Annotated in this window: 15 protein-coding genes and 1 other annotated feature; all 15 genes read right to left on the bottom strand. The window is 34.6% G+C overall.

The features are described 5' to 3' along the window. The coding region (locus tag BUA92_RS22590; protein ID WP_139259402.1) for a GTP-binding protein at window positions 1-473 on the bottom strand (473 nt) is incomplete at its 3' end. Between the two features lie 54 nt (window positions 474-527). Beyond that, window positions 528-2,591 carry an elongation factor G gene (fusA, locus tag BUA92_RS22585; RefSeq protein ID WP_073022863.1) on the bottom strand — a complete coding sequence of 688 codons (2,064 nt, stop codon included), beginning with the start codon at window positions 2,589-2,591 and terminating at the stop codon, window positions 528-530. 75 nt (window positions 2,592-2,666) lie between these two features. Next, a complete protein-coding gene (gene rpsG, locus BUA92_RS22580; protein ID WP_073022862.1) occupies window positions 2,667-3,137 on the bottom strand; it encodes a 30S ribosomal protein S7 in 471 nt (156 codons plus the stop codon). Between the two features lie 141 nt (window positions 3,138-3,278). Then, window positions 3,279-3,656: a 30S ribosomal protein S12 gene (rpsL, locus tag BUA92_RS22575; RefSeq protein ID WP_021800150.1), complete on the bottom strand. Its 378-nt coding sequence runs from the start codon at window positions 3,654-3,656 to the stop codon at window positions 3,279-3,281. Window positions 3,657-3,706: 50 nt separating this feature from the next. Continuing rightward, window positions 3,707-3,946 carry a ribosomal L7Ae/L30e/S12e/Gadd45 family protein gene (locus BUA92_RS22570; RefSeq protein WP_073022861.1) on the bottom strand — a complete coding sequence of 80 codons (240 nt, stop codon included), beginning with the start codon at window positions 3,944-3,946 and terminating at the stop codon, window positions 3,707-3,709. Window positions 3,947-4,096: 150 nt separating this feature from the next. Further along, the gene (gene rpoC / locus BUA92_RS22565) at window positions 4,097-7,633 is read right to left on the bottom strand and encodes a DNA-directed RNA polymerase subunit beta' (RefSeq protein WP_073022860.1); all 3,537 of its coding nucleotides are present in this window, start codon (window positions 7,631-7,633) and stop codon (window positions 4,097-4,099) included. Window positions 7,634-7,653: 20 nt separating this feature from the next. Then, entirely contained in the window at window positions 7,654-11,358 is a 3,705-nt protein-coding gene (gene rpoB, locus BUA92_RS22560) for a DNA-directed RNA polymerase subunit beta (protein ID WP_073022859.1), read from the bottom strand. 298 nt (window positions 11,359-11,656) lie between these two features. Further along, on the bottom strand, window positions 11,657-12,019 hold the full coding sequence (rplL, locus tag BUA92_RS22555) for a 50S ribosomal protein L7/L12 (RefSeq protein WP_021800146.1): 363 nt from the start codon (window positions 12,017-12,019) through the stop codon (window positions 11,657-11,659). Window positions 12,020-12,074: 55 nt separating this feature from the next. Then, entirely contained in the window at window positions 12,075-12,581 is a 507-nt protein-coding gene (gene rplJ, locus BUA92_RS22550) for a 50S ribosomal protein L10 (protein WP_021800145.1), read from the bottom strand. Window positions 12,582-12,616: 35 nt separating this feature from the next. Continuing rightward, window positions 12,617-12,746, bottom strand: a sequence feature (ribosomal protein L10 leader region). A 44-nt stretch (window positions 12,747-12,790) separates the two neighbouring features. After that, window positions 12,791-13,480 (bottom strand): 50S ribosomal protein L1, encoded by a 690-nt coding sequence (gene rplA / locus BUA92_RS22545; protein ID WP_021800144.1) that lies wholly within the window; start codon window positions 13,478-13,480, stop codon window positions 12,791-12,793. A gap of 55 nt (window positions 13,481-13,535) precedes the next feature. Next, window positions 13,536-13,961, bottom strand: coding sequence for a 50S ribosomal protein L11 (gene rplK / locus BUA92_RS22540; RefSeq protein ID WP_021800143.1), 426 nt, complete (start codon window positions 13,959-13,961; stop codon window positions 13,536-13,538). Between the two features lie 85 nt (window positions 13,962-14,046). Next, entirely contained in the window at window positions 14,047-14,568 is a 522-nt protein-coding gene (gene nusG, locus BUA92_RS22535) for a transcription termination/antitermination protein NusG (protein ID WP_073022858.1), read from the bottom strand. 33 nt (window positions 14,569-14,601) lie between these two features. Beyond that, entirely contained in the window at window positions 14,602-14,835 is a 234-nt protein-coding gene (secE, locus tag BUA92_RS22530) for a preprotein translocase subunit SecE (RefSeq protein WP_073022857.1), read from the bottom strand. Between the two features lie 36 nt (window positions 14,836-14,871). Next, a complete protein-coding gene (gene rpmG, locus BUA92_RS22525) occupies window positions 14,872-15,021 on the bottom strand; it encodes a 50S ribosomal protein L33 (protein WP_021800140.1) in 150 nt (49 codons plus the stop codon). A 171-nt stretch (window positions 15,022-15,192) separates the two neighbouring features. Then, the coding region (locus tag BUA92_RS22520; protein WP_242950185.1) for an EF-Tu C-terminal domain-related protein at window positions 15,193-15,790 on the bottom strand (598 nt) is incomplete at its 5' end.

The following is a 15,790-nucleotide window of genomic DNA, read 5'->3' as shown; positions in this document are numbered from 1 at the left end:
AGTAATTCTCTTACTTCCATTTCTACTAACTCTAATAACTCTTCGTCATCTACCATATCTGCTTTGTTTAAGAATACTACGATATAGTCAACTCCTACTCTTGATGCTAGTAGTATATGTTCTCTTGTTTGTGGCATTGGACCGTCTGCTGCTGATACAACTAAGATCGCTCCATCCATTTGTGCTGCTCCTGTTATCATGTTCTTTACATAGTCAGCATGTCCTGGACAGTCTACGTGTGCGTAGTGTCTGTTTTCTGTTTGATATTCTACGTGAGCGGTATTTATTGTTATACCTCTCTCTTTTTCTTCTGGTGCCTTATCTATATCTGCATAGTTAAATGCTTCTGCAAACCCTTTTTTTGCTAATACTGTTGTTATTGCTGCTGTTAATGTTGTCTTACCGTGGTCTACGTGTCCTATTGTTCCAATATTTACGTGTGGTTTATTTCTTTCGAATTTTGACTTAGCCATTTTTATTTTCCTCCTTAATAAGGTCAAATTTAGAATAACTTATTTTAAAAGCTATTAAGCTCTTTTTCCTGCTATTTGCTCTTGAATGTTCTTTGGAACTTCCTCATAATGATCAAATACCATTGAGTAAACTCCTCTACCTTGAGTTCTTGATCTTAAAGTAGTTGCATAACCAAACATTTCTGAAAGTGGAACGAATGCTCTAACTACTTGAGCACCATTTAATGCTTCCATACCTTCAATTCTTCCTCTTCTTGAGTTTATGTCTCCGATTACGTCACCCATATACTCTTCTGGCATAGTAACTTCAACCTTCATTGATGGTTCAAGTAATACTGGACTTGCTTTTGACATCGCATTTTTAAACGCCATAGATCCTGCAATCTTAAATGCCATTTCTGAGGAGTCAACTTCATGGTAAGATCCATGAACTAACTTAATCTTAAAGTTGATAACTGGATATCCTGCTATGATACCATTTTTTGAAGCTTCTTGTATTCCATTATCTATTGCTGGAATGTATTCTCTTGGAATAGCTCCTCCAACTACAGCATTTTCAAATACATATTCACCTTCAGTAGGTTCCATTTCAATTACACAGTGACCATATTGACCCTTACCACCTGATTGCTTAGCGTATTTAGCTTCCGCTTTAACAGCAGATCTAATTGTTTCTTTGTAAGCAACTTGTGGAGCCCCTACGTTACACTCAACTTTAAACTCTCTTGTAAGTCTATCAACAATTATTTCTAAGTGTAATTCACCCATACCTGCAATAATTGTTTGACCAGTTTCTTCATCAGTCCAAGTTCTGAATGATGGATCTTCTTCAGCTAACTTAGCTAATGCTAATCCCATCTTCTCTTGGCTTGCTTTTGTTTTAGGTTCAATAGCTACATTTATAACTGGTTCTGGGAATTCCATAGATTCAAGTATTATTGGATTGTTTTCATCACATAAAGTATCACCTGTAGTAGTGTTCTTTAATCCAATAACAGCTCCTAATTCACCAGCTTCTAGCTCTTGAACTTCTTCTCTTGTATTTGCGTGCATTTTTACAAGTCTTCCAACTCTTTCTTTTTTGCCCTTAGTTGAGTTAAGAACATAAGAACCACTACGCATTACTCCAGAATATATTCTTGTAAATGCTAACTTACCAACAAATGGGTCAGTAGCAATTTTAAATGCTAATGAAGACATTGGAACTTCGTCTGAAGCCTCTCTTGAATCTTCTTCGCCATCTAAAGAAGTACCTTGAACTGGTGGTATATCTAATGGTGATGGTAAGTAATCAACAACTCCATCGATCATTAATTGTACACCTTTGTTTTTATATGAAGATCCACATATACATGGAACTATCTCATTTGCTATAGTAGCTTTTCTTAAAGCTGCTTTTAACTCATCAACAGTTATTTCTTCACCATCTAGGTATTTCATCATTAATTCTTCATCAGTTTCAGCTATTGCTTCAATTAAAGCTCCTCTATATTCTTCAGCTTGATCCGCTAAGTCTGCAGGTACATCTTCTTCTCTAACATCCTTACCTAAATCATCATAATATACTTCGGCTTTATTTTTAATAAGATCAACAATACCTTTGAAGTTTTCTTCTGATCCAATTGGAATTTGTATTGGAACTGCATTAGCTTTTAATCTATCTCTAACTGTATTAATACATCTAAAGAAATCAGCACCTGTAGCATCCATTTTATTTACATAAATCATTCTTGGAACACCATACTTATCCGCCTGTCTCCAAACAGTTTCAGTTTGAGGTTCAACACCAGATTTAGCATCAAGAACAGTTACTGCTCCGTCTAGTACTCTTAGTGATCTTTCAACCTCTATCGTAAAGTCTACGTGTCCTGGTGTATCTATAATATTCAATTCATGATCTTTCCATACACATGTTGTAGCAGCGGAAGTAATTGTTATACCTCTTTCTTGCTCTTGAACCATCCAGTCCATAGTAGCTGCTCCTTCATGAACTTCACCAATTTTATGGCTTCTTCCTGTATAGAATAATATACGCTCAGTAGTTGTTGTTTTACCAGCATCTATATGAGCCATTATTCCAAAATTACGGAATTTGTCTAAAGGATATTTTCTAGCCATGAAATTTCCTCCTCTCAAATTGTGTTTTTTAAATTAGATAAAACTGTTTTGGCATTAGCCAAAACAGTTTTGAAATTAGTATCTGTAATGAGCAAATGCTTTATTAGCTTCAGCCATTTTGTGAGTATCTTCTCTCTTCTTAACAGCTGCTCCAGTATTATTAGCTGCATCCATTAATTCTCCAGCTAATTTTTCTCTCATGTACTTTTCGCCTCTTTTTTTAGTTGCGATAAGTAACCATCTTAAACCTAAAGTCTGTCTTCTTTCTGGTCTAACTTCTATTGGAACTTGATAGTTAGCTCCACCTATTCTTCTTGCCTTTACTTCTAGTAATGGCATTATATTATTCATTGCTGCCTCGAATACTTCTAATGGGTCTTTACCTGTTTTTTGTTCAATAGTTTCAAAAGCTCCGTAACACACTTTTTGTGCTACCCCTTTTTTACCATCTTCCATTATACTGTTGATTAATTTTGTTACAACCTTTGAGTTGTAAACTGGATCTGCTAATACATCTCTTTTAGATATATGTCCTTTTCTTGGCACTTTTCTTCCCTCCTTAACAATCTTAGTTTAAGTTCATTGGTACTCGACTCATTTGCCGTAAAGTGCGCTGCTCCTGCAGTATATATTAAAGATTTTTCTTTATCTATGTAAATGCTGAAGGCATTGCACTAAATTACCATATTATTTTTTCTTTGGTCTCTTTGCACCATACTTTGATCTTGCTTGCATTCTGTTAGCAACTCCTGCAGAATCAAGAGCTCCTCTAACAATATGATATCTAACACCTGGAAGATCCTTAACTCTACCACCTCTTATAAGAACAACGCTGTGCTCTTGTAAGTTGTGACCTACTCCTCCGATATAAGCTGTTACTTCGTAACCGTTAGTTAATCTAACTCTTGCTATCTTTCTTAGAGCTGAGTTTGGTTTCTTTGGAGTGGTAGTTTTAACTACTGTACATACTCCTCTTCTTTGTGGACATTCCTTTAGTGCTGGTGCAGTTGATTTAGTAACAACTGTCTTTCTACCTTTTCTTACTAATTGGCTAATAGTTGGCATGGTTTCACCTCCTGATTTTTTCACTTATCTATATAAATTAGATAATTGCGTTATTCAAGCATTAAAGCAGATGTTGCACCTACTTCTATGCTACACATTTTGCCTAAATCCCTCATGGTGTCAACATAATTAATTTGAATGTTTTTTTCTGTGGCTAATTCTATTAAAGGTAAAATTAACCTTTCATCTGAATCTTTAGCTACATATAACTTTGTACCAGAACCATTTTTCATAGCTTTGGCACATTGTTTGATCCCAATAAGCTTTTTTCCTATCAGTCTGTCTATCATGAAATCCCCCCAATTATATAGAACATGGGCAAAGTTTAGAAAACTTTGCTCATGTAATCATGTAGACAAATGTATACTATACAGTAGCTTACAAATCACACAAAGTTTATTTTATCATCTAAGCATACACATGTCAATAATATTGATTGTTTAATCTTCAATAGCAATTTCATCTATTTCATCTGCAATATTATCCTCAGTATTGAGTTTTACTGTTCTATATCTTAACATACCTGTTCCTGCCGGAATCAGTTTACCAATAATTACATTTTCCTTCAATCCAAGAAGTGGATCTATTTTTCCTTTTATTGCTGCATCAGTAAGAACTCTTGTAGTTTCTTGGAATGACGCTGCGGAAAGGAAACTATCCGTTGCAAGTGCTGCTTTAGTTATACCTAGAAGTACCTTTTCTCCTTGAGCTGGTTCTCCACCAAAAGCTTCCACTCTAGCATTTTCTTCATCAAAATCAAACATATCTATTAAAGTTCCTGATAATAGTTCAGTATCACCTGATTCGCTTATCTTAACTTTTCTAGTCATTTGTCTAACTACTACTTCAAGATGCTTATCATTTATATCAACACCTTGTAGTCTATAAACTTTTTGAACTTCTGAAAGCAGATATTGTCTAGCCCCATCTACTCCCTTAATACCCATGATATCATGTGGATTTACAGATCCTTCTGTGATTTCATCTCCAGCTGAAACTATATCTCCATCACTAACCTTAAGTCTTGATCCAAAAGGTATATCATAAGTTTTCTCAGCACCTTCGTTAGATACTACATAAACTACTCTCTTTTTCTTTGTCTCTTCAAACTTAACTGTACCGTGTATTTCACTTACTATAGCTAATCCCTTAGGTTTTCTAGCTTCAAATAACTCCTCAACTCTAGGAAGCCCTTGAGTTATATCCGCTCCAGCAACTCCACCTGTATGGAATGTTCTCATTGTAAGCTGAGTTCCTGGTTCTCCTATAGATTGAGCTGCTATAATACCTACTGCTTCACCGATATTTATCTTTTGTCCAGTTGCCATATTCATACCATAACACTTAGCACAAACTCCAACTTTAGCCTTACATGTAAATACTGATCTAATTTTAACTTTCTTAACACCAGCTTTTACTATTTTATCAGCCATATGAACATCCATATAGTTATCTTTAGCAAGTATAACATCTCCAGTTTCTGGATCAATTATATCTTCAGCATTATATCTTCCTGTTAATCTTTCCTTTAAACCTTCGATAACTTCATTTCCTTCTTTAATATCCGCAACAACTATTCCTTCAGTTGTTCCACAATCCTGACTTCTAACTATAACATCTTGAGATACATCAACAAGTCTTCTTGTTAAGTATCCAGAGTCAGCTGTCTTAAGAGCTGTATCGGCATTACCTTTTCTAGCTCCATGAGTTGATATAAAGTACTCTAATACATCTAGGCCTTCTCTAAACGATGCTCTAATAGGTAATTCTATAATCTTACCTGAAGGATTTGCCATAAGTCCTCTCATACCAGCTAATTGCTTGATCTGAGATTTAGATCCTCTGGCTCCAGAATCCGCCATCATATATATAGGATTAAACTTATCCATACTATCCATAAGTGCATTCGCAACTTCTTCAGTCGTATCAGTCCACTTTTGAATAACTCTATCATATCTTTCTTCTTCTGAAATCAATCCTCTTCTAAACATCTTTTCAATTCTATCAACTGTTTTGTCAGTTTCTTCAAGCAACTCATATTTTCTTTGAGGAACTATCATATCTGAAGCTGCTATTGTAATAGCTCCAATTGAAGAATAATGATAACCTGTAGCTTTAATATTATCTAACATTACAGAAGTCTTAGTTGGACCATGTTTAACATAGCATCTATCAATTACTCCCCCAAGTGTACCTTTTGTCACCAAGAAATCAACCTCTAGATTAAATCTTTCAGCAGGATTAGTTCTATCTACATATCCAAGATCTTGAGGAATTGATTCATTAAATATAATCTTTCCTACAGTAGTTTTAACTATTCCACTTTCAAGTTTACCATCTATTTCTCTATACAATCTTACATTTATTTTAGCATGAATATCAATTTCCTTTAACGAATATGCCATAAGCACTTCATCTACTGAAGAGAAGTAAGATCCCTCTCCTTTAACACCATCTTTATCTACAGTTAGATAGTAAGAACCTAGAACCATATCCTGTGTAGGTACAGAAACTGGCTTACCATCAGATGGTTTTAGTATATTTCCAGCAGCTAGCATTAAGAATCTAGCTTCTGCTTGTGCTTCAACTGATAAAGGAACGTGAACAGCCATTTGGTCACCGTCGAAGTCAGCATTATAAGCTGTACAAACTAATGGATGAAGTTTAATAGCTCTACCTTCAACTAAAACTGGTTGGAATGCTTGAATACCTAATCTATGAAGAGTAGGAGCACGGTTTAATAATACAGGATGATCACTTATTACTTCTTCAAGTATATCCCACACCTGAGCACTAACTCTTTCAACCATTCTCTTAGCAGCTTTTATATTATGAGCTACACCATCTTGAACTAATTTTTTCATAACAAATGGCTTAAATAATTCTAGAGCCATTTCTTTTGGAAGCCCACATTGGTACATCTTTAACTCAGGTCCAACAACTATAACAGATCTTCCTGAGTAGTCAACTCTTTTACCAAGAAGATTTTGTCTAAATCTTCCTTGCTTACCTTTAAGCATATCAGATAAAGATTTAAGTGGTCTGTTTCCAGGACCTGTAACAGGTCTTCCTCTTCTACCGTTATCTATTAGTGCATCTACAGCTTCTTGAAGCATTCTTTTTTCGTTTCTCACTATTATGTCAGGAGCTCCAAGATCTAAAAGTTTTTTAAGTCTGTTATTTCTGTTTATAACTCTTCTATATAGATCATTTAAGTCAGACGTTGCAAATCTTCCTCCGTCTAATTGAACCATTGGTCTTAAATCTGGAGGTATAACTGGTATAACATCAACTATCATCCATTCAGGATTGTTTCCTGATTTTCTGAAAGATTCAACAACTTCTAATCTTCTAATTATTCTAACTTTCTTTTGACCTGTACTTTGTTTTAATTCTTCTTTAAGCTCTACTGAATGTTTCTCTAAATCTATTTCTCCTAATAACATTTTTATAGATTCAGCACCCATTCCAGCTACAAAACTTTCCTCACCATATTTATCTACAGCTTCTCTATATTCTTTTTCATTTAATAACTGTTTCTTTAATAATGGTGTTTCTTTAGGGTTTATAACTACATAAGAAGCAAAATACAATATTTTTTCAAGAGCCCTTGGAGACATATCTAATATTAGCCCCATTCTTGACGGAATCCCTTTAAAATACCATATGTGAGATACAGGGGCAGCAAGTTCTATATGCCCCATTCTCTCTCTTCTTACCTTAGCTTTAGTTACCTCTACTCCACATCTATCGCAGACAATTCCCTTATATCTTACTCTCTTATATTTTCCACAATGACATTCCCAATCCTTTTGTGGTCCAAATATTCTTTCACAGAACAAACCATCTCTTTCTGGCTTTAATGTTCTATAGTTAATAGTTTCTGGTTTTTTAACTTCCCCTCTAGACCATTCTCTTATCTGTTGTGGAGAAGCCAAACCTATTTGCAATGCATCAAAATTATTTAATTCGATCAAGGGTATATCCTCCCTTCAAATTAGTGTTCATCATTAAAATCATCAAGTTCTAAATCTTCTTGGAATTCATCTAATTGGAATGATTCATAATCTAACTCTTCTTCCAATTCCTCATCTCCAGTTAAATAACTATCTTCTCCATCTGGAGTTGCTGGTACAAAATCTTCATTACCCTCTATATTTACATCTAATTCAACTGCGTCATCATCTTCTGTCAATTCTTTAAGTTTAACTTCTTGATTTTCATCATTAAGAACTCTTACATCTAAGCAAAGAGCTTGAAGTTCTTTAATAAGAACCTTAAATGACTCAGGTACGCCTGGTTCAGGTATATTTTCACCTTTTACAATTGATTCGTAAGTTTTAACTCTACCTACAATATCATCTGATTTAACTGTTAAAATTTCCTGTAATGTATGAGCAGCACCATAAGCTTCAAGTGCCCAAACTTCCATCTCACCAAATCTTTGACCACCAAATTGAGCTTTACCTCCAAGTGGTTGTTGAGTAACTAGTGAGTATGGACCTGTAGATCTAGCATGTATCTTATCATCAACCAAATGGGCTAGTTTTAAGATATACATTATCCCAACAGTAACAGAGTTATCAAACGGTTCTCCAGTTCTACCATCATAAAGTACAGTCTTTCCATTTGCATTATATCCTGCATCTTCAAGACAGTTTTCAATATCTTTTTCTGTAGCTCCATCAAATACTGGTGTAGCTATATGCCAACCTAATTTACTTGCTGCCCATCCTAAATGAACTTCAAGTACCTGACCAATATTCATACGTGAAGGAACCCCTAGAGGGTTTAGACATATTTGTAGTGGTCTTCCATCAGGTAAAAATGGCATATCTTCTTCTGGTAAAACTCTAGAAATAACCCCTTTGTTTCCATGACGTCCAGCCATCTTATCTCCAACAGATATTTTTCTCTTTTGTGCTATATAACATCTAACTAATTCATTAACTCCTGGAGTAAGTTCATCACCATTTTCTCTAGTGAACACTTTAACATCAACTATTATACCAGCTTCTCCATGAGGAACTCTTAAAGAAGTATCTCTTACTTCTCTAGCTTTTTCTCCGAATATAGCCCTTAATAGTCTTTCTTCTGCTGTTAATTCAGTTTCTCCTTTAGGTGTTACTTTACCTACAAGAATATCTCCAGATCTAACTTCAGCACCAATTCTGATGATTCCTCTTTCGTCAAGATCTCTTATTGCATCATCACCAACATTTGGAATATCCCTAGTTATTTCTTCTGGTCCTAATTTAGTGTCTCTAGCTTCACATTCATATTCTTCTATATGAATAGATGTGAACACATCCTCTCTAACTAGTTCTTCTGAAATAAGCATAGCATCTTCGTAGTTATATCCTTCCCAGGTTATAAATCCCATTCTGATATTTTTACCTAATGCTATTTCTCCTAAATCAGTAGATGGTCCATCAGCTAATACAGTACCATTTGATACGTATTCGCCTTTAGAAACTATAGGTCTTTGATTAATACAAGTACCTTGGTTACTCCTCTTGAACTTTAGAAGTCTGTATGTGTCAGTTCCTCCATCAGAATCTCTTTTAACTCTAACTTCATTAGCACTTACATAGGACACTACCCCTGCATTAACTGCTTTAGGTAGAACCCCAGAATCTACAGCCGCTTTAAATTCAATCCCAGTACCTACAATTGGTGCTTGTGGTTTTAATAATGGAACTGCTTGACGTTGCATGTTAGATCCCATAAGTGCTCTGGAAGCATCATCGTTCTCTAAGAAAGGAATCATAGCAGTAGCAACAGAAACTATTTGTCTTGGAGATATATCAATTAAATCTACATCTTCTCTAGGAATCACAAGAACATCTTCCATGTATCTTACAGTAACTCTAGAATCTAATAGTTTTCCATCTTCTCCTATCGGTTCCTTAGCTTGTGCAACGTAATATTGATCTTCAACATCTGCTGTGAAGTATCTAATCTCATTTGTAACAAGACTAGTTTCTTTATCTATAACTCTATAAGGAGTTTCTATAAAACCATATTCATTAACTCTTGCATAAGTAGCTAAAGAGTTTATAAGTCCTATATTAGGTCCTTCTGGTGTTTCTATCGGACACATTCTCCCATAGTGTGAGTAGTGAACGTCTCTAACTTCAAACCCAGCTCTTTCTCTCGAAAGTCCTCCAGGTCCTAAAGCTGATAATCTTCTTTTGTGAGTAAGCTCAGATAATGGATTTGTTTGATCCATGAACTGAGAAAGCTGTGAACTACCAAAGAATTCTTTAATAGCAGCTGCTACTGGTCTTATGTTAATTAATACTTGTGGAGTTATTCCTTCTTGGTCTTGAATAGTCATTCTTTCTTTAACTACTCTTTCCATTCTTGATAAACCAATTCTAAATTGATTTTGTAGAAGTTCTCCAACACTTCTTAATCTTCTATTCCCTAAATGATCTATATCATCAACATTTCCTATACCATAAGGTAATCCTAATTCATAACTTATTGTTGCATATATATCATCTCTAACAATATGCTTAGGTATAAGTCTATTAATATTCTTCTTTATAGCATCCTTAATCTCTTTTTCAGTAGAATAAGTATCAAGAATTTCTTTTAGGGTAGGGAAATGAACATTTTCTTTAATATTCAAATCATCTACATTAAAATCAACATGATTTTGGATTTTAACAAAGTGATTTCCGATTACTCTAAAGATTCTATCATCAACTAATATATCTACAGAGTTTATCCCTAAATTTTGAATTTCTTTAGCTACAGTTCTTGCTATCTTTTGATTCTTCTCTACCAGAATCTCTCCAGTTTCTGGGTTAACTATATCTGTTGCTGCTATTTGATTAGCAATTCTTAAGTTTATAGCTAACTTTTTATTGAATTTATATCTTCCAACTCTAGATAAATCATATCTTTTTGCGTCAAAAAATAATGAATCAATAAGAGATACTGCACTATCAACAGTTGGTGGTTCTCCTGGTCTTAATCTCTTGTAAATTTCTAATAGTGCTTCTTCTTTAGTCTTAGTATTATCTTTTTCAATAGTAGCCTTGAATCTTTCGTCTTCACCAAAATACTCAATAAGTTCAGTATCAGTTCCAAAACCCATAGCTCTTGCTAAGATTGTTATCGGTAACTTTCTTGTCTTATCAATTCTTACATAGATTACATCATTAGAATCTGTTTCATACTCTAACCATGCTCCTCTATTAGGTATTACTGTTGAAGAAAATAGCTTCTTACCACTTTTATCTCTTGACACATTATAATAAACACCTGGTGATCTAACCAATTGGCTTACTATAACTCTTTCTGCTCCATTTATAACAAAAGTACCTTGCTCAGTCATTAATGGGAAATCTCCCATGAAAACCTCTTGCTCTTTAATTTCTCCAGTTTCCTTGTTCTGAAGCCTTACAGATACTTTTAAAGGTGCAGCATAAGTTGCATCTCTTTCTTTACACTCTTCTACTAAGTACTTAATGTTATCTTTGTCAAGCTTGAAGTCAGTAAACTCCAAAACTAGATTTCCCGTGAAGTTAGTTATAGGGTTTACATCTTCAAAAACCTCATAAAGCCCTTCTTTTAGGAACCAGTTGTATGAATCTAATTGAACCTCAATCAGATTTGGCATTTCTGCAACTTCTTTTACCTTTCCAAAGCTCATTCTAGTTCTTTTTCCCACTTGGACAGGATGTACCATCAACTTTCACCCCTCGTTTAAACTAAAATAACCAAAAGTACGCACTTCCCCCTACGGAAGGTTACTTTCGGGTAATGTCATTATTTTAGTATAACCTAGATTATTAATTTATATACGGCTATTCTAAAATTATATATACTATTCCATATTGAATAGTACATTAAATGATATTATCATATTGATCTTGCGCTGTCAATACTTGTTTTACCTTATAATCACTTTTATTGTAATTTCTAAATTATTTATAGAGAAATTAAAGAGGCGCTAGTACTAGCACCTCTTTTATGCTAAACAGAAATTATTTTACTTCAACTTCTGCTCCAACTTCAGCTAATTTAGCTTTTATTTCTTCAGCTGCTTCTTTAGCTATAGCTTCTTTAATTGTTTTAGGAGCTCCGTCAACTATTTCTTTAGCTTCCTTTAATCCTAATCCAGTTACTTCTCTAACTACTTTTATAACTTTTATTTTGTTAGCTCCAGCGCTAGTTAAAACTACGTCGAATTCAGTCTTTTCTTCAACAGCAGCAACAGCAGCTCCGCCTGCAGCAGCAACTGGTGCAGCAGCACTTACTCCGAATTCTTCTTCACAAGCTTTTACTAATTCATTTAATTCTAAAACGCTCATAGCTTTTACAGCTTCTATGATTTGTTCCTTTGTCATTTTAAGGCACCTCCGAAATTTTTTACTAATTATTTTTTTCTGCTATAATCACTAATTATTCAGCAGATTCTGATTCTTTTTTCTCTTTTATTGCATTTAATAAATATGCAAGATTTGATAATGGAGCTTTGAAGCTTCCAAGAAGTTTTGCAATAAGAACTTCTTTTGGTGGTATTGCAGCAAGTTGTTTAACTTTCTCTGCATCATAAACTTCACCAGATACTATTCCTGCTTTTAACTCTAATTTCTTATGAGTTTTAGCAAAGTCACTTAAAATTCTTGCTGGAGCTGTAACATCTTCGTAACCGAATGCTATTGATACAGGTCCTTCTAAGAATGGAACTATTCCTTCGTGGCCTAATTCCTTAGCTGCTAATGTAACTAAAGTATTTTTATATACTTTATATTCTATACCAGCTTCTCTAAGAGTCTTTCTAAGTTGAGTATCTTCTTCAACTGTTAATCCTTGATAACTTGTAAGAACTACAGATTGAGCTTTTTCTAACTTCTCTTTAATTTCAGCAACTTTCGCTTCTTTTAACTGTCTATTCTTATTTACCACTGTGTGTCCACCTCCTCACAGTTTTTAACTGCTTTTTTATAATTAAGAAAGGGTCTTTCCGCAGACAAGGAAAGACCCATTACAAGCATTTGTATGGAACCCTCGGTAGGTTGTTTACGTTATGCACATCGCACCCACTGTCTACGGTTTTACCTATTCAGTTATTACAACGTTATTGATTATATATCATTTCTCGACATATGTCAATACTATTCTAAAACTTTAACTGGGTTAACTTTAACTCCAGGTCCCATTGTTGCTGATAAAGAAACTGACTTAACGTATTGTCCTTTAGCAGCTGCTGGTTTAGCTTTTACTACAGCTTCCATTAAAGCACGGAAGTTGTCAGCTAATTTTTCCACTCCGAAAGATTTCTTTCCGATTGGGCAGTGAACTATAGCAGTTTTATCTACTCTATATTCAACTTTACCAGCTTTGATATCAGCGATTGCTTTAGCAACATCAAATGTAACTGTACCTGATTTTGGATTCGGCATTAATCCCTTTGGTCCTAATACTCTACCTAATCTACCAACTACACCCATCATATCTGGAGTAGCTACAACTACATCATAATCAAACCAGTTTTCGTTTTGGATTTTAGAAACTAATTCTTCAGCTCCAACGAATTCTGCTCCAGCTGCTTCAGCTTCTTTAGCTTTATCACCTTTAGCAAATACTAATACTTTAACTGATCTACCAGTTCCGTGTGGAAGAACAACTGCTCCTCTAACTTGTTGATCAGCATGTCTTGGGTCTACCCCTAATCTTACGTGTATTTCTATTGTTTCATCAAACTTAGCTTTTGCAGTTTTTACTGCTAAATCTAAAGCTTCAACTGGAGTGTATAAAGCACTCTTATCTACTAATTTTGCACTTTCAACATATTTCTTTCCCATTATTAAGCCTCCTTTGTGGTATTAACGGTTATTACCTCCCACCAATTTCTAGAAATTACTCTACTACAGTTACTCCCATGCTTCTAGCAGTACCTTCAATCATACTCATTGCAGTTTCTACTGATGCAGCATTTAAGTCTGGCATTTTTAACTCAGCAATTTTTCTTACTTGTTCTTTAGTTATTTTTCCAACTTTAGTTCTGTTTGGAACTCCTGAACCACTTTCTAGTCCTAATTCTTTTTTAATTAAAACTGCAGCTGGTGGAGTTTTTAATATAAAGCTAAATGATCTGTCTTGATATACTGTTATAACAACTGGTATTATTAAACCAGCTTTATCAGCAGTTTTAGCATTAAACTCCTTACAGAATCCCATTATATTAACTCCATGTTGTCCTAATGCTGGACCAACTGGTGGAGCTGGTGTTGCCTTGCCTGCAGGAAGTTGAAGTTTTATCATTCCTGTTACTTTCTTAGCCATGTGTTATTCCTCCTATACTGTGGTAATACGGACTTTAGCCCTCCCACTTAATTAAGACCATAGTCTTTATTGATAAAAATTAGTATTAAACTAATCTTTCAACCTGATTTAATTCGGCTTCAATAGAAGTCTCTCTACCAAATAATTCTGCTAAAGCTTTCACTTTACGCTTTTCTGTGTTTATCTCAACAACAGTAGCAAGCATATCCTTAAATGGTCCTGATACTATTCTTACGCTCTCTCCAACCTCTAAATTAATTTCAACAGGCATATCAACTACACCCATAGAATCAACTTCTTCATCAGTTAAAGGAACAGGTTTTGATCCAGGTCCAACAAAACCTGTAACTCCTCTTGTGTTTCTAACAACATACCAAGATTCGTCACTCATCAACATTTTTACTAAAACATATCCTGGAAACTTCTTCTTTAGAGATATTTTTTGTTTTCCATCCTTTTCTTCGATAACTTCTTCCATAGGAACTTGTATATCCTGAATTAAGGACTCAAGAGCTCTATTCTCTATAGTTTTTTCAATGTTTGCTTTTACCTTATTTTCATATCCAGAATATGTGTGTACCACATACCATCTAGCTCTTTCACTCATATTATCAGGATGAATAGCTCACCCAAACCTCCCTTATTTTAATTTTAAAATAATTTCAAAGAGGTTTTTAAAAACAAGGTCTAAGCCACCAACTAGCACAACATATGCTAGTGTAAAGGCAATTGTAGCTATTAAGGCTTTTTTTGCTTCATTTTTATTAGGCCAAGTTATTCTATTAACTTCACCTTTAACCTCTCTAAAGAACTTAACAATGCCTGCTTCCCTTTTAGGTGCAGACTCTTTTTTAACCTTGCCATTTACAGCCATTATTATTCACATCCTTAAAAAAAGCTGAGAACTTTATTACTTAGTTTCTCTGTGAAGAGTATGTTTTTTGCAAAATTTGCAGTACTTTTTAACCTCTAATCTATCTGGGTCATTTTTCTTGTTCTTCATTGAGTGGTAATTTCTTTGTTTGCAATCTGTGCAAGCTAAAGTTATCTTTACTCTCATTGTCTGCACCTCCAGTTTTTTTCTATATACAGCATAAGCTTCGTATTAGTATAAGCTTTTACCTTACTATGTCATTCACTTCATAACATTATCACAAATAAATTACAAAGTCAACATTTTATCACTATGTAAAGGACTAGGTTAGAGAACCCAGCCCTTAAACATCTTGTATTATTTAACTATAGTAGTAACAACTCCAGAACCTACAGTTCTTCCGCCTTCTCTTATAGCAAATCTTAATCCTTCATCCATAGCTACTGTTGTTATTAATTCAACATTCATATCTATGTGGTCTCCTGGCATTACCATTTCCATTCCATCTGGTAATTTGATTGATCCTGTTACGTCTGTTGTTCTGAAATAGAATTGTGGTCTATATCCATCAAAGAATGGTGTATGTCTTCCGCCTTCTTCTTTCTTTAATACGTAAACTTGACCTACGAATGCACTATGTGGGTTTACTGATCCAGTTTTTGAAAGCACTTGACCTCTTTCGATATCTGTTCTTTGTACCCCTCTTAATAATGCTCCTATATTATCTCCTGCTTGTGCTTCATCTAGTAACTTTCTGAACATTTCTATTCCTGTTACTACTACTTTTCTTCTATCTTCACTTAGTCCAACGATTTCTGCTTCGTCTCCTACGTGTAGTATTCCTCTTTCTACTCTTCCAGTCGCAACTGTTCCTCTACCAGTAATTGTGAATACATCTTCTACTGGCATTAAGAATGGTTTATCTGTTGCTCTTTCTGGTGTTGGGATATAGCTA

This window comes from Clostridium intestinale DSM 6191, assembly GCF_900130055.1.
Lineage (GTDB): Bacteria > Bacillota > Clostridia > Clostridiales > Clostridiaceae > Clostridium_T > Clostridium_T intestinale.
The sequence above is the reverse complement of the archived record's forward strand: the minus strand, read 5'-3'. Positions and strand labels throughout refer to the sequence as shown.

Bases quoted from the DNA above. Each gene is read 5' to 3' on its own strand.
- rpsL (WP_021800150.1), bottom strand. From the start codon at position 3,656: ATGCCAACTATTAGCCAATTAGTAAGAAAAGGTAGAAAGACAGTTGTT.
- rplK (WP_021800143.1), bottom strand. From the start codon at position 13,961: ATGGCTAAGAAAGTAACAGGAATGATAAAACTTCAACTTCCTGCAGGC.
- rpmG (WP_021800140.1), bottom strand. From the start codon at position 15,021: ATGAGAGTAAAGATAACTTTAGCTTGCACAGATTGCAAACAAAGAAAT.
- rplA (WP_021800144.1), bottom strand. From the start codon at position 13,480: ATGGGAAAGAAATATGTTGAAAGTGCAAAATTAGTAGATAAGAGTGCT.
- fusA (WP_073022863.1), bottom strand. From the start codon at position 2,591: ATGGCTAGAAAATATCCTTTAGACAAATTCCGTAATTTTGGAATAATG.
- rplL (WP_021800146.1), bottom strand. From the start codon at position 12,019: ATGACAAAGGAACAAATCATAGAAGCTGTAAAAGCTATGAGCGTTTTA.
- rpoB (WP_073022859.1), bottom strand. From the start codon at position 11,358: ATGGTACATCCTGTCCAAGTGGGAAAAAGAACTAGAATGAGCTTTGGA.
- secE (WP_073022857.1), bottom strand. From the start codon at position 14,835: ATGGCTGTAAATGGCAAGGTTAAAAAAGAGTCTGCACCTAAAAGGGAA.
- BUA92_RS22570 (WP_073022861.1), bottom strand. From the start codon at position 3,946: ATGATAGACAGACTGATAGGAAAAAAGCTTATTGGGATCAAACAATGT.
- nusG (WP_073022858.1), bottom strand. From the start codon at position 14,568: ATGAGTGAAAGAGCTAGATGGTATGTGGTACACACATATTCTGGATAT.